This is a genomic window from Bradyrhizobium sp. C-145 (assembly GCF_023375135.1).
GTDB classification, from domain to species: Bacteria; Pseudomonadota; Alphaproteobacteria; order Rhizobiales; family Xanthobacteraceae; genus Bradyrhizobium; species Bradyrhizobium zhanjiangense.
Genome location: NZ_CP088150.1, coordinates 8,367,223 through 8,381,534, shown reverse-complemented (window position 1 = coordinate 8,381,534; position 14,312 = coordinate 8,367,223). Strand labels below are relative to the sequence as shown.

13 protein-coding genes are annotated in these 14,312 nt (G+C 65.2%); 9 read left to right on the top strand and 4 right to left on the bottom strand.

Annotated features, from left to right (window positions below; translation table 11 throughout):
- Positions 1-42: 42 nt before the first annotated feature.
- Complete coding sequence (locus tag LRP30_RS39425; protein WP_249758278.1) at positions 43-675, top strand: pyridoxamine 5'-phosphate oxidase family protein; 633 nt, start codon at positions 43-45, stop codon at positions 673-675.
- Between the two features lie 181 nt (positions 676-856).
- Here LRP30_RS39425 and LRP30_RS39420 read toward each other — a convergent pair whose 3' ends face one another.
- From LRP30_RS39420 to LRP30_RS39410, 3 genes are read right to left on the bottom strand one after another with little or no spacing between them, the layout of a single operon-like run.
- Entirely contained in the window at positions 857-1,588 is a 732-nt protein-coding gene (locus tag LRP30_RS39420) for an ABC transporter ATP-binding protein (protein WP_128936683.1), read from the bottom strand.
- The gene (locus LRP30_RS39415; protein ID WP_249758277.1) at positions 1,585-3,354 is read right to left on the bottom strand and encodes a branched-chain amino acid ABC transporter ATP-binding protein/permease; all 1,770 of its coding nucleotides are present in this window, start codon (positions 3,352-3,354) and stop codon (positions 1,585-1,587) included. The genes LRP30_RS39420 and LRP30_RS39415 overlap by 4 nt, the downstream gene beginning before the upstream one ends.
- Positions 3,355-3,360: 6 nt before the next feature.
- Entirely contained in the window at positions 3,361-4,401 is a 1,041-nt protein-coding gene (locus tag LRP30_RS39410) for a branched-chain amino acid ABC transporter permease (RefSeq protein ID WP_164934714.1), read from the bottom strand.
- Between the two features lie 176 nt (positions 4,402-4,577).
- Between LRP30_RS39410 and LRP30_RS39405 the strand changes: the two genes are divergently transcribed.
- The 8 genes from LRP30_RS39405 (at position 4,578) to nuoB (ending at position 12,776) form a co-directional block, all read left to right on the top strand.
- Complete coding sequence (locus LRP30_RS39405; RefSeq protein WP_249758276.1) at positions 4,578-5,099, top strand: MarR family transcriptional regulator; 522 nt, start codon at positions 4,578-4,580, stop codon at positions 5,097-5,099.
- A 265-nt stretch (positions 5,100-5,364) separates the two neighbouring features.
- On the top strand, positions 5,365-5,634 hold the full coding sequence (locus LRP30_RS39400; RefSeq protein WP_249758275.1) for a helix-turn-helix transcriptional regulator: 270 nt from the start codon (positions 5,365-5,367) through the stop codon (positions 5,632-5,634).
- Between the two features lie 40 nt (positions 5,635-5,674).
- Positions 5,675-7,675, top strand: a complete 2,001-nt coding sequence (gene hyfB, locus LRP30_RS39395; protein WP_249758274.1) for a hydrogenase 4 subunit B — start codon at positions 5,675-5,677, stop codon at positions 7,673-7,675.
- Positions 7,672-8,628: an NADH-quinone oxidoreductase subunit H gene (locus LRP30_RS39390; protein WP_128940000.1), complete on the top strand. Its 957-nt coding sequence runs from the start codon at positions 7,672-7,674 to the stop codon at positions 8,626-8,628. Before hyfB ends, LRP30_RS39390 begins: the two co-directional genes overlap by 4 nt.
- Positions 8,629-8,631: 3 nt before the next feature.
- Positions 8,632-9,294: a hydrogenase-4 component E gene (locus LRP30_RS39385; protein WP_091890424.1), complete on the top strand. Its 663-nt coding sequence runs from the start codon at positions 8,632-8,634 to the stop codon at positions 9,292-9,294.
- The gene (locus LRP30_RS39380) at positions 9,291-10,730 is read left to right on the top strand and encodes a hydrogenase 4 subunit F (RefSeq protein ID WP_249758273.1); all 1,440 of its coding nucleotides are present in this window, start codon (positions 9,291-9,293) and stop codon (positions 10,728-10,730) included. The genes LRP30_RS39385 and LRP30_RS39380 overlap by 4 nt, the downstream gene beginning before the upstream one ends.
- Before the next feature lie 3 nt (positions 10,731-10,733).
- Positions 10,734-12,248: an NADH-quinone oxidoreductase subunit C gene (locus LRP30_RS39375; protein WP_249758272.1), complete on the top strand. Its 1,515-nt coding sequence runs from the start codon at positions 10,734-10,736 to the stop codon at positions 12,246-12,248.
- 3 nt (positions 12,249-12,251) lie between these two features.
- On the top strand, positions 12,252-12,776 hold the full coding sequence (gene nuoB, locus LRP30_RS39370; protein ID WP_249758271.1) for an NADH-quinone oxidoreductase subunit NuoB: 525 nt from the start codon (positions 12,252-12,254) through the stop codon (positions 12,774-12,776).
- A gap of 70 nt (positions 12,777-12,846) precedes the next feature.
- On the opposite strand, the gene LRP30_RS39365 is transcribed toward nuoB, so the two are convergent.
- Positions 12,847-14,130 carry a glycerate kinase gene (locus LRP30_RS39365; protein WP_249758270.1) on the bottom strand — a complete coding sequence of 428 codons (1,284 nt, stop codon included), beginning with the start codon at positions 14,128-14,130 and terminating at the stop codon, positions 12,847-12,849.
- Positions 14,131-14,312: the final 182 nt, after the last annotated feature.

Sequence of the window (14,312 nt, the reverse complement as noted above, 5' to 3'; positions counted from 1 at the left end):
CGAAAGACGCAAGCATGCGCCGGAATTCCAGGAGACGTTCCGATGACGACAGCAGCCCAGCCCTATGCCAGCGACGTCGCCTTCTCGCCGGCGGTGAAGGCGATCCAGGCGCGCAAGGGTTCGCGCGAGGCCTATGCGCGTAGCGAGCAGCGCGGCTGGCGCACCGAGGTCGACGACAACCTCGCGGCCTTCCTGGCTGATGCCAACAGCTTCTATTTCGCCACCGCATCAGTGGACGGCCAGCCCTATATCCAACACCGCGGCGGCCCGAAGGGATTTCTCAAGGTGCTGGATAAGCAGACGCTCGCCTTCGCCGACTATGCCGGTAACCAGCAGTTCATCACCCAGGGCAATCTCTCGGAGAATCCCAAGGCCTATATTTTCGTGATGGACTACGTCCATCGCCGCCGGGTGAAGATCTGGGGCGAGGCGCGCGTCGTCGAGGACGACGAGGCGCTGACCACGTCGCTGATGCCGAAGGGCTATCGCGCGCGGCCCGAGCAGGTGATCCTGTTCAAGATCGCGGCGTGGGACACCAACTGCCCGCAGCACATCCCGCAGAAGTTCGATGCGGGCGATGTTGCCGCGGCGCTCGCGGCAAGGGATGCGAGGATCGCGGAGCTGGAAGCTGAACTGGCAGCGTTGAAGGGGGAGAAGAAGGCAGGCGCTTCGTAACGCGGCGCTCGCTTACCCTCCCCTGGAGGGGGAGGGTCGATCGCGCGCAGCGCGAGCGGGGTGGGGTGATCTCTCAGCACGAGCAGTGTTCGTTGTGGAGAGACCGTCACCCCACCCCGCTTCGCATTTCGCTTCGCTGCATGCGAAGCGACCCTCCCCCTCCAGGGGAGGGTAAGAGAAATCAGATCGCACTCTCACCTTCGTGCTGGAAGCCGAGATAGCTGGCCGCCACGCGCTCGTTCGCTGCGATGTCGCTGGCCTTGCCGCTGAGCATGAACTCGCCGAGCTCCATGACATAGGCGTGGTCCGCGATCTTCAGCGCGGCCTGCGCGTTCTGCTCGACCAGCAGGACGGAGACGCCGCTGGCGCGCAGCTCGGTGACGATGCGGAAGATATCGGCGACGATGATCGGGGCGAGGCCGAGGCTCGGCTCGTCCAGCATCAGCAGCTTCGGTTCGCCCATCAGCGCACGGCCCATCGCGAGCATCTGCTGCTCGCCGCCGGAGAGCGTGCCGGCGAGCTGCTTGCGCCGTTCCTTCAGCCGCGGAAACAGCGCGTAGACCCGCTCCATCGAGGCTTTCGCCTTGCCTCGCTCGATGCGGAAGGCGCCCAGTTCGAGATTGTCCTCGACATTCATGGTCACGAACAATTCGCGGTGCTCTGGGACGAGCCCGAGCCCCATCGCGACGCGATCCTCGATGTCGAGGCGGGCGAGATCCTGCCCGGCAAAGGCGACGCGGCCCTTCAGCGGCAAAATGCCCATGATGGCCGAGAGCAGCGTGGTCTTGCCGGCACCGTTGGCGCCGACGATGGTGACGATCTCATTGGTGCCGACCTCGAGCGAGACCGAACGCACGGCCTCGACCTTGCCGTAAGCAACGTGCGCGTCGGTGACGGACAACAGCGTGCTCATGCCGCCACTCCGAGATAGGCCTTGATCACTTCGGGATTGGTCTTGATCGTGGCGGGGGTGCCTTCCGCGATCTTGGTGCCGAAATCGAGCACCACGATGCGGTCGGCGAGGTTCATCACGAAGCCCATGTCGTGCTCGACCAGGAGCACGCTCATGCCGCCGTCGCGCAGATCGCGCAGCAGCGTCGCGAGCCGCTGCTTCTCCATGTGGCGCAGGCCGGCGGCCGGCTCGTCGAGCAGCAGCAGCATCGGGTCCACGCAGAGCGCGCGGGCGATCTCGACGATGCGCTGCTGGCCGAGCGACAACGAGCCTGCGAGCTGGTGCATCTGCTCGGCGAGGCCGACGCGCTCGATCTGGCGCGCGGCTTCCGCGAGCAGCTTCGCCTCATCGGCGCGGTCGAGCCGCAGCATCGAAGCGATCGGTCCCGAATGGCCGCGGAGATGGGCGCCGATCGCGACGTTCTCCAGCACGGTCATGTCAGGCACCAGCTTGACGTGCTGGAAGGTGCGGGAGATGCCGAGCTTGACGATCTCCTGCGGCGGTGCCTTGTCAACCTTCTGGCCGAGCACCGAGATCGAGCCTGAGGTCGCCGACAGCACGCCGGTGATCAGGTTGAACGTCGTGCTCTTGCCGGCGCCATTCGGTCCGATCAGCGCGACGATCTCGCGGGCCTGGACGTCGAAGGAGACGTTGTTGACCGCGACCACGCCGCCGAACTGCTTTCGCGCCTTGTCGACCTGGAGCAGGATGCTGGACTCGCCGGGCGCGCGGGGGCGATGCTCCAGCTTCAGCGAGGTATCGGGCTTTCTGCCACTGGTGCGCTCGGGCAGGAACGACATCAGCCAGGGCCAGAGGCCGCCGGGCGCCAGCTGCAGCAGCGCCACCAGCATGATGCCGAACACGATGGTCTCGACCTGGCCGGAGTCGGGCAGGATCAGCGGCAGATAGCTTTGCAGCACCTCTTTCAGCACCACGACGATCGCGGCGCCCAGCACGCCGCCCCAGACATAACCGGCGCCGCCGACCACCGCGATGAAGAGATATTCGATGCCGGCCTGGGCGCCGAACGGCGTCGGGTTCACCGCGCGCTGGAGATGCGCGTAGAGCCAGCCGGAGAGGCCGGCGAGCACCGCGGCATGGATGAACACCAGCAGCTTGGCGCGCGGCGTGTGCACGCCGAAGGCTTCCGCCGCGACATGGCCGCGCCTGAGCGCGCGGATGGCGCGGCCGGTGCGGGAGTCCAGCAGGTTCATCGTCAGCAGGGCCGAGACGATGACGGCGACCCAGATCGCGTAATAGATCGAGCCGGGCGAGAGCATCTTGAACGCGCCGATCGACAGCGGCGGGATCGCCGAGATGCCGTCGTTGCGGCCCAAAAACTCCAGCTTGCTGAACAGATAGAACAGGCCCAGTCCCCAGGCGAGCGTGCCGAGCGGCAGATAATGGCCGGACAGGCGGACGGTGATCAGCCCGAGCAGCACCGCGAGCGATCCGCTGACGACGAGCGACAGCGGCAGGGTCAGCCACGGCGACAGGCCGTAGGCCGTCGACAGCACCGCGGTGGTGTAGGCGCCGAAGCCGACGAAAGCTGCCTGACCGAAAGAAGTCAGGCCGCCGACGCCGGTGAGCAGCACGAGGCCCATCGCCACGAGCGCGGCAAGGCCGATATTGTCGAGCAGCACGATCCAGAACGGCGGCATCCCCGGGACAAACGGGATCGCCGCCATGACAAGCGCGAAGACGAGGATGGGAAGCCGGCTCTGCATCGCGCGTCAGTCCTTCTCTTCCTCGACCGCGGGCGCGGCGAGCGAGCGCAGCAGCAGCACGGGGATCAGCAGCATGAAAACGATCACCTCCTTGTAGTTGGAGGCATAGAAGGACGAGAACGCCTCGACGATGCCGACGACCAGTGCCGCGACCGCGGTGAGGGGATAACTGACCAGGCCGCCGATGATCGCGGCGACAAAGCCCTTCAGGCCGATCAGGAAGCCGGAGTCGTAGTAGAGCGTCGTGATCGGCACGATCAGGATGCCCGATAGCGCGCCGATCACGGAGGCCAGCAGGAAGGCGATCTGTCCCGACAGCGTGGTGCGGATGCCGGCGAGCCGCGCCCCTAGCCGGTTCACCGCGGTCGCGCGCAGCGCCTTGCCGTAGAGCGTCAGCCCGAAGAACAGCCAGAGACCGATGATGAAGGCGATGGTGATGGCGTAGACGGTGATGCTCTGGCCGGTGAAGCGCAGCGCGCCGGCGGTGAAGGCGCCGGACAGCACCGCCGGCCCGCGCTGGCCTTCGGCGCCGAAGAACAGCAAGCCCAGCCCTTGCAGCGCGAGATGCACGCCGACTGATGCGATCAGCAGCACCAGCACGGAGGTGTGCGCCAGCGGCTGGAATGCGATCCGGTAGAGATACAGGCCGATCATCGCGACGATCACCAGCGACAGCGCGATGCAGATCGCGACCGGCGGCTTCTGGGCGGCGAAGTACAGGGTCAGCGCCAGCACGATGGCCGGCAGCACGATGTTGGTGACGATGCTGCGCAGGACCAGGCGCCCATGCAGCGCCTTGCGCGCGACGAACAGATCGAAGGCGAAGGCGCCGATGCCCAGCGCCAGCGCGAGCTTTGCCGTGCCCGGCATCTGGCCCGCCGCCAGCGAGGCATAGGTCAGCGCGCCATAGGTGACGAATTCGCCCTGGGGAATGAGGATGACGCGGGTGACGGCGAACACCAGCACCAGCGCCAGGCCGAGCAGCGCATAGATCGCGCCATTGGTGATGCCGTCCTGCACCAGGAACAGCATGATGGTGGTATTCAAGACCGGACGCTCCCCCTAAAGATAAGGACCGGTCCTCCCGATTGTGGTGAACGGTCCGCTCACAGCCATTGAAAGATGCTGGCGATATTTGGTATGGTCCATAACAATTATCAAATATAACATCAAGGGTGGGGAACGACCCGCCCCGAACTTAGCGGGATTACGAGCACGAGGCGATGACCGTTTCCAAAACCGCTGAAAAGTCCTCCGAAAAGCCTGCCGATACGGCCAAGGGTCGCAAGGATGCGTCCGAGCCGCAGGCCGAAGCGCTCCAGCTGGGCGAGCTCTCCGAGCAGCTCGGCTATGTGCTGAAGCGGGCCCAGCTCAAGGTGTTCGAGAACTTTTTGCGCTGCATGGCTTCGCTCCAGCTCACGCCGGCGCAATTCTCGGTGCTGCTGCTGGTCGAGAAGAATCCGGGCCGGAACCAGACCGAGATCGCCTCCACACTCGGCATCCTGCGGCCGAACTTCGTGGCGATGCTCGACAATCTCGAAAGCCGCGACCTATGCGCGCGGATCCGCTCCACCAACGACCGCCGCTCGCACATCCTGGTGCTGACCGACAAGGGCAAGGCCGTGCTGACCCGCGCCAAGAAGCTCGTCGCCACCAAGCACGAGGCCCGGCTGAACGACCTGCTCGGGCAGAGCAACCGCGAGGCCCTGATCGAGATGCTCGCGAAGATCGCCAACGAGTTTTGAGGCGGACAGTCATTCCCGGATGGGCGCGTGCGCGCCCCCGGAATCTCGCTCCGCATTTATGCGGTCGTCATGCCTGGGCCCACACGCGCCCCAGAATGACGCTGGGCGGGACGAGCCCGGCCATGATGGCGGGGTGCGGGCATGAGCTCGGAGGACATCGAACGGGAATGATGCGTCGCATCTAGAAAATGATGCTTGAAACGTCATTTTGTGCGTCCTAAGCTTGGTAAATCAAGCGCTGTAACCGCCACGGACATTCTGCCCCGTGATCACCGCCGCGCAGCTTCGAGCCGCCCGTGCCTTGCTCAGGATCGACCAGCGCGAACTCGCGCAGCGCTGTTCGCTGTCGCTGCCGACGATCCAGCGCATGGAAGCCTCCGAAGGGGTGATCCGCGGCAATGTCGATTCCCTGGTGAAGCTGGTCGACGCGCTGTCGGTTGCCGGCATCGAGCTGATCGCCGAGGGGGCAACGTCGAGCGCCGGGGGGCGCGGTGTGCGGCTGAAGTCTCCACCCCCGAGCGCAGGTGGCCGATAGCGATGATGACGCGCGCGCAAATCACGATCCAGGAGCGGCTATGATCGCCGTGGCGCTATGGTCAGTGGCGGCTCTGCTGGCGCTGGCGCCTGCGGGAGTCGTGCTGTCGACGCGCCCGCGCGGCTCGATCATCCTCTACGGCGGATGTCTCATCGCCACATCGACGCTATGTGTCACGGCGCTGTCGGATCTGCTCTATTTCCCTCATCTGACGCCGAGCGCGACACTGCCGATCGGCCTACCCTGGCTCGGTGCCCATTTCCGGCTCGATGCGCTGTCCGCCTTCTTCCTCGTCGTCGTCAATCTCGGCGGCGCCGCCGCGAGCCTGTTCGCGCTAGGCTACGGCCGCCACGAGGACTCCCCCGGCCGCGTGCTGCCGTTCTATCCTGCCTATCTCGCAGGGATGAACGTCGTCGTGCTGGCAAACGATGCCTTCAGCTTCCTGGTCGCCTGGGAATTCATGTCGCTGACCTCCTGGGCGATGGTGGTGTCGCATCACCGGGAGGCCGAGAATGTCCGCGCTGGCTATGTCTATCTTTTGATGGCAAGTTTCGGCACGCTGGCGCTGCTGCTCGCTTTCGGCCTGCTTGCGAGCGGTGCTGGTTACGATTTCGATGCGATCCGAGCCTCGCATCCTTCCGCTGCGCTGAGCGGCGTGGTGGTGATCCTCATGCTGCTGGGCGCCGGCTCCAAGGCTGGCCTGGTGCCGCTACACGCTTGGCTGCCGCTCGCCCATCCCGCCGCACCCAGCCACGTCTCTGGCCTCATGAGCGGCGTCATGACCAAGGTCGCCGTCTACGGCTTCGTGCGCATCGTGTTTGATCTTCTGCCCGAACCGGTGTGGTGGTGGAGCATGGTGGTGCTGCTGGTCGGCGGTCCGTCGGCAACGCTGGGCGTGCTCTATGCGCTGATGCAGCGCGATATCAAGCGCGTGCTCGCCTATTCAACGATTGAGAATATCGGCATCATCTTCACCGGCCTCGGGCTGGCGCTGGCTTTCAAGGCGGATGGGCTCGACTGGGTGGCGGCGCTCGCTTTCACCGCGGCGATGCTGCATGTATTCAATCATGCGCTGTTCAAGAGCCTGTTGTTCTTCGGCGCCGGCGCGGTGCTGGGAGCAACCGGCGAGCGCGACATGGAGAAACTCGGCGGGCTGATCCATCGCATGCCGAAGACGGCGTTCGCGGTGCTGGTCGGCTGCGTCGCGATCTCGGCATTGCCGCCATTCAACGGCTTCGTTTCGGAATGGCTGACCTTCCAGGCGATCCTGCTCTCACCCCAGCTGCCCTCCTGGGGCCTCAAGCTGATCATTCCGGCGGTCGGCGGTTTGCTGGCGCTCGCGGCCGCCTTTGCCGCGGCTTGCTTCGTCAAGCTCTATGGCATCAGCTTCCTCGGCCGGCCACGTTCGGATGTCGCGGCATCGGCACATGAGACCGACCGCTTCTCGCTAACCGCGATGCTCGTGCTTGCCGCCTTCTGCCTCGTTGCCGGCATCCTGCCCGGGTTGTTCATCGATGCGCTGGCGCCGGTGAGCAAGAATATGGTCGGCAACATTATGCCGCATCAGGTCGGATTGCAGTGGCTCACCATCGTGCCGATCGCGGAAAGCCGCAGCTCCTATAACGGCCTTCTGGTGTTCCTGTTCGCGGCACTCTGCGGCACGACGGCGGCGACAGCCATTCACCGTTTCGCCTCCGACCGCTTACGCCGCGCGCCGGCCTGGGATTGCGGCTATCCCGATCCGAACCCAGCGATCCAGTACTCAGCCTCCAGCTTCTCGCAGCCGATCCGCCGCGTATTCGGCAGCGTCATCTTTGCCGCACGCGAGATCGGCGAGATGCCGCCGCCGTCCTCGCCGGTTCCTGCGCGGCTCCGGGTCGAACTGCACGATCTGATCTGGGATGTGCTGTACGCGCCGATTGCGAAGCTCATCGGCTTTGCGACGGACCGCATCAATATCTTGCAGTTCCTCACCATCCGCCGCTACCTGACGCTGGTCTTCGTGGCGCTAATCGTGCTGCTGCTGGTGGTGGCACTATGAACGCGCTGAGCGACGTCCTCTCCCAGGGCGCCCAGATGTCGCTGGTGCTGGGGGTCGCGCCGCTACTGACGGGTTTCGTGCGGAAGGTGAAGGCTCGGCTGCTACGTCGGCGCGGGCCGCCGCTGCTCCAACCTTATCGCGACCTCATTCGCCTGATGCGCAAGGACGTCGTGCTCGCGGACAACGCATCCTGGCTGTTCCGCGTCATTCCCTATTTGATCTTCGCGGGCACCTGGGTCGCCGCCTCGCTGGTGCCGACTTTCGGCAATGGCCTGTTGTTCTCCTGGACCGCCGATCTCATCGCCATCATTGCGCTGCTCGGCAGCGCCCGTTTCTTCCAGGCGCTCGCCGGCATGGACGTCGGCACCGCCTTCGGCGGCATCGGCTCCAGCCGCGAGGTCATGATCGCTTCCCTCGCCGAGCCCGCGATGCTGATCACAGTGTTCTCGGTTGCGATGATCGCTGGCTCGACGCAGCTCCCCAACGTGGCCGAGTTTATGGGCTCGGACGCGGTCGGTCTGCGTGTGTCTCTGGGCATGGCGTTTGTGGCACTGACCATCGTAGCGCTGGCGGAGAATGCCCGTATCCCGGTCGATAACCCCGCCACCCATCTCGAGCTCACCATGGTGCACGAGGCCATGGTGTTGGAATATTCGGGGCGGCATCTCGCGCTGATCGATCTGTCGTCGCACCTCAAGCTCCTGCTCTATGTCTCGCTGATCGCCTGCGTGTTCCTGCCATGGGGCACTGCGACTGCAGACGCGGGCGTTGGGAGGCTCGTCTTTGGCGCGCTGCTCTATTTCGGCAAGCTGGCGGTACTTGGCTTCTTGCTCGCCGTGTTCGAGACGTCGATCGCCAAGATGCGCGTGTTCCGGATTCCGGAGTTCTTGGGCGCGGCGCTGATGCTGGCATTGCTTGCCACCCTGTTGCGCTTCGTGTCGGGGAGCCTCTAAGAGATGAGCAGCCTGCAATTCGACATCGCCCATCTGCTCGCCGGCTGCCTCGTGCTGGCGAGCTTCATGATGCTCTATCAGGACCGGCTCTATGCGCTGCTCAATGTCTATGCGCTGCATGCCAGCGTGCTGGCGCTATCGGTAGCCTGGCAGGCCTATGTACAGCAAGCGCCGCATCTCTATGTCACGGCGCTGATCGCGCTGGTCTTTAAGGCCATCATCATCCCGGTGGCGCTGCACCGGATCATCAAGCGGCTCGGTATCCACCGCGAGATCGAGAATGTGATCGGCATCGGGCTGACTATGATGGCTGGCATCGGCCTCGTCGCGCTGTCGATGGTGGTGATGCTGCGGGTGACGCCGAGCGCCGATGCGCTCGCGCGCGAGGACCTGGCCTTCGCGCTGTCGGTGGTGCTGTTGGGGCTCCTGATCATGGTTACGCGACGCAACGCCGTGAGCCAGGTCGTCGGATTCATGTCGCTGGAGAACGGGCTGGTGCTGGCGGCAACCGGCGCCAAGGGCATGCCGCTGGTGGTCGAGATCAGTGTCGCCTTCTCGGTGCTGATCGCCTTCATCGTGATCGGCGTCTTCCTGTTCCGCATCCGCGAGCGTTTTGACAGCGTGGACGTGCAGGAGCTTGATCGTTTTCGCGGAGAGCGGCGATGAGCATCGACGCCCTCAGCGCCATCCTCTTGATCCCGGCTCTCTCGGCGGCGGTGCTGGCAATTTTGCCCGGCTACCGACTGACGGCGAAGCTGAACGTAGTGGCAGCGCTCGCGACCTTCCTTACCTCGCTCTCGCTGTTCGTGGTCGAACCGGTATCGGGGCAGTATCTGCTGATGGACGATCTCAACAAGGTCTTCATCGTGTTGACCACCTTCGTCAGCCTCACCACATCGGTGTTCAGCGCAAGCTACATCCAGCACGAGATCGAGATCGGGCGCCTGGCGCCGGCGTTCCTGCGCTTCTATCACGCGATGTATCAGACGCTGATGTTCGCGATGAACCTCGCGCTCGTCGCCAACAATATCGGCCTGATGTGGGTCGCGGTTGAGGTGGCGACGCTGACGACCGTCCTGATGGTCGGCATCTACCGCACCCATGAGGCGCTGGAGGCGGCTTGGAAATATTTCATCCTCGGTAGCGTCGGCATCGCGCTCGCGCTGTTCGGCACGATCCTGGTCTATATGGCGGCGCGCCCCGTGGTGGGCGAGGGGCTGGATGGCATGGTGTGGACGGTGCTGGTGAAGCACGCCGCACAGTTCGACCCGGCGTTGCTCAACGTCGCCTTCGCCTTCCTCCTGCTCGGCTACGGCACCAAGGTCGGTCTCGCACCGCTGCATGCTTGGCTGCCGGATGCGCATGCCGAGGGCCCGACGCCGATCTCGGCGGTGCTGTCCGGCCTGTTGCTCAATGTCGCGCTCTATGCGCTGCTGCGCTTCAAGATGATGCTCGCGGTCAACTCCGCGGCGATCGCGCCGGGTCCGTTGATGGTGACCATGGGTCTGATCTCGGTGATCTTCGCCGCGCTGATGCTGTACCGGCGCCGCGACATCAAGCGGATGTTCGCCTATTCCTCGATCGAGCATATGGGCATCATCGTCTTCGCCTTTGGCATGGGCGGGCCGCTCGCGAATTTCGCAGGGCTGTTGCATATGACCATGCATTCGCTGACCAAGTCGGCGATCTTCTTCGCGGTCGGCCATATCGCACAGGTCAAGGGCACACAGAAGATCGCCGATATCGGCGGGCTCACGGTGACCAACCCCGCGCTGGGCTGGGGCCTGATGCTCGGCGTCATCGCCATCGTCGGGCTGCCGCCGCTCGGCATCTTCATGAGCGAGTTTCTAGTGGTGAGCTCGACTTTCGCCCGCGCGCCCTGGCTGACGGTAATCTTGGTGCTCGGCATCATCACCGCGCTCGGCGGGCTCTGGTTGCGGATCGGCGCGGTGATGTTCGGCGAGCCCAAAGGCAAGACCGCGCCCGCGGAAGCCTCCTACGTGCCGATGTTCACGCACCTCGGATTGGTGCTGATGGCCGGCATCTATCTGCCGCCGGTGCTGGTCACCGGCTTCCAGAACGTCGCGAAGCTCCTGGGGTAAGCCATGGGCATCCTCGACAGCATCTCCCATGTCCATGCGGTGTCGTCGCATCGGCCCTGGCCGCGCGCGGTCGTGACGGAGGCAGGCTGGCAGGCGGCGATCGATCGACTGGTCGAGGGAAGCCTCACCCTGCTTGGCTTCTGGGGCGAGCCGACCGCGGTGCATATGGCGATGCTCGATGGCGGCTCGGCCGAGATCGCGGTCGTGACTTACGAGTGTACGGCCGGCACGTTTCCAAGCGTCGCCAGCCGTCATCCGCCGGCGCTTCGGCTGGAGCGCAGCATTCATGATCTGTTCGGGCTTGTTCCAACCGTCGCTGACGATCTGCGGCCATGGCTCGATCACTATGTCTGGGGAAAATCCTATCCGCTCTCGGGCCGCAACGCATCGCGCGACGTGCGGCCATACCAGTTCCTACCGGCCGAGGGCGAGGCGTTGCACCAGGTGGCGGTCGGCCCCGTCCATGCCGGGACCATCGAGCCCGGCCATTTCCGCTTCACCGCCAATGGCGAGCATGTGGTGCGGCTGGAGCAGTGGCTCGGCTACACCCACAAGGGTATCGAGTCGCTGATGCAGGGCGCGAGCCTCGGGGCCGCGGCAAAGCTCGCCAACCGCACCTCCGGCGACAGCGCCGTCGCCTATGCCTTCGCCTTTGCGTGTGCCGTGGAAGCGGCGCTGCAGATCGAGGCGCCTCGGCAAGCGACGCTCTTGCGGGCGCTGATGGCGGAACTGGAGCGCCTCGCCAATCATTTGGGCGACATCGGGGCTATCTGCAACGACGCTTCGTTCGCGCTGATGCATGCCCAGACCGGCATTTTGCGTGAGCGCTGCTTGCGCGCTGCGAATGTCGCGTTCGGTCATCGCCTGATGATGGACGTCATCGTGCCCGGTGGTGTGACGCGTGACATCGCGCCGGACGGCGTTGCCGCGCTGCGCGCGCTGCTCGCGGAGCTACGAAAGGTCTTTCCGCGCTTGATCGAGCTCTATGACAACACGGCGTCCTTGCAGGATCGCACCGTCACCACGGGCATCGTGAAGGCGGAATATGCGCGCCAGTTTGGCGCCGGCGGTTATGTCGGCCGCGCCTCGGGCCGCGATTTCGATGCGCGGCGGGCGATGGCCTACCCGCCTTACGACGCGTTATCGTTCGAGGTGCCGGTACTACAGGCCGGTGACGTGAACGCGCGGGTCTGGATCCGAATCCGCGAGGTCGAGCAGAGCGTCGGGTTGATCGAGCAGATCCTCGACCAACTTGGGCCGGGAGGGCTCGCAACCGCGCTGCCTCCCAGGATCGGCCACGGTGCCTGTGAAGGCATGGCGCTCACCGAGGCCTTCCGCGGCGACGTTCTGGTGTGGCTGCGGCTCGATGACGAGTTGCGCGTCGAACGCTGTCACCTGCGCGACGCGTCGTGGTTTCAGTGGCCGCTGCTGGAAACCGCGATCGAGGGCAACATCATTGCCGACTTTCCGCTCTGCAATAAGTCGTTCAACTGTTCCTATTCGGGCGCGGACCTCTAAACCATGCGCAAGACCCTGCTCGAAAGTCTCACCCATGGTTCGCTGACGGAGCCCGCGCCGGCGCCGGACGAGTCGGCGCTGGCGGAGCTTGCAACGAAAGTCAACCGCGCTGCCCAGGCCAGGCTTGGGCGTTCTCTCGCCATTCGCGAGATCGATGCCGGGTCCTGCAACGGCTGCGAGCTGGAAATCCACGCGTTGTCCAACGCCTTCTACGACATCGAACGTTTCGGCCTGCGCCTCGTCGCCTCGCCGCGCCACGCCGACGTGCTGCTGGTCACGGGTCCGGTGACGAAGAACATGCGACAGGCTCTGGAGCGGACCTACAACGCGACGCCCGATCCGAAATGGGTCGTCGCGGTCGGCGGCTGCGCGATCGATGGCGGCATTTTCAGAGGCAGCTACGCCTGCGTTGGCGGCGTGTCCGAAGCCATTCCGGTGGATTTGCACATCAAGGGCTGCCCGCCGTCGCCGACGGACTTGTTGAAGGGCCTGCTCGCGCTGCTGGAGCACGTCAGCGGCAAGCGCTAAGCCGCACCCACACACTCCCCGAGGCGGTCATGGTCAGGCCAAGCTGCGATGGTGTCGAACAGGGCGAGCCCTAATCCACCAAGATCACCCTGATATCGTTTACGTTGGTCAGCGTCGGTCCCGGCATGAGCAGATCGCCGGTCGCCTCGAAGAAGGTGGTCGCGTCGTTGTTGTCGAGATAGGCCTGCGGCTTAAGCCCCTGCGCCTTCATCTTGGCGAAGGTGGCCGCGTCGATCAGCGCGCCGGCGGGGTCGGTGGGATGGCCGGCGCCGCCATCGGCGCCGTCGGTGTCGCCGGCCAGCGCCGAGATGCCAGCCGTGTCCTTCAAGAGGCTGGCGAGCGCCAGTGCGTATTCCTGGTTCGGTCCGCCGCGCCCATTGCCGCGCACCGTGACCGTGAGTTCGCCGCCGGAGAGGATCGCGACGCGCTTGCCTTGCGCGCGCGCTTGCAGCGCGAGCTTGGCATGATCGGCAGCGACCTCGCGGGCCTCGCCTTCGAGATCGGCGCCGAGGTCGATGGTCTCGTAACCGGATTCGCGCGCGAGCTTCACCGCCGCCTCGAGCGACTGCTTGGGCCGCGCGATCAGCTCGAAATGCGCGCGCGCGAAAGCGGCGTCGGCAGGCTTGCAGCTTTCATTGGCGGGATCGTCGAGCGCGCGGCGCACGGCTTCGTCGATGGCGAGCTTGTATTTCGCCACGATCGCACGCGCATCGGCCAGTGTGGTCGGATCCGGCACGGTGGGGCCGGAGGCAATCGCGGAAGGGTCGTCATGCGGCACGTCGGAGATCGCCAACGTCACGATCTCGGCGGCGTTTTTGCCGGCGCGCGCCAGCCGGCCGCCCTTGATCCGCGACAGATGCTTTCTGACCGTGTTCATCTCGCCGATCGGCGCGCCGGAGCGGAGCAGCGCCTTGTTGACCGCCTGCTTCTGCGCGAAGCTGATGCCATCGACCGGCGCGATCCAGTTCGCCGAACCGCCGCCGGTGAGCAGCACCAGGAGGAGATCGTCGGGGCCGGCCTCGCCTGCGAGCGCGAGCGTGTCGGCCGCGCCCTTCAGGCCGGCCTCGTCAGGCACGGGATGGCCGGCCTCGACCACGCGAATGCGTCGCGTCGGCACGCCGTAGCCGTGGCGCGTGGTGGCGATGCCGAGCAGCCGCTCCGGCGCGAGCTTCAAGGTGTCGAGATAATGCCGTTCGGCGGCCGCGGCCATGGCGCCCGCGCCCTTGCCGGCGGCGAGGCAGATCACGCGTCCTTTGGGCGCGGGCCTTAAGTGCGGCGCCAGAATTGTGCTCGGATGGGCAGCGGCAACGGCGGCGTCGTAGAGCGCGCGGAGCAGGGGACGTCGGTCGATCATGACGAAGGCCTTGGGCAGACAGGGGAGATCGGCGGCATGCGCCGCCAGTTACATGCCTACCGCATCAGGTGCAAAAGCGTAAGCAGGCTTTGCGATCATTCGATTATGCAATCGCGTAATCACAATCGGCGCGCAAGCAAAAACCCCCTGCGATGGTTCGCGGGGGGCTGTTGTCGTTGCGT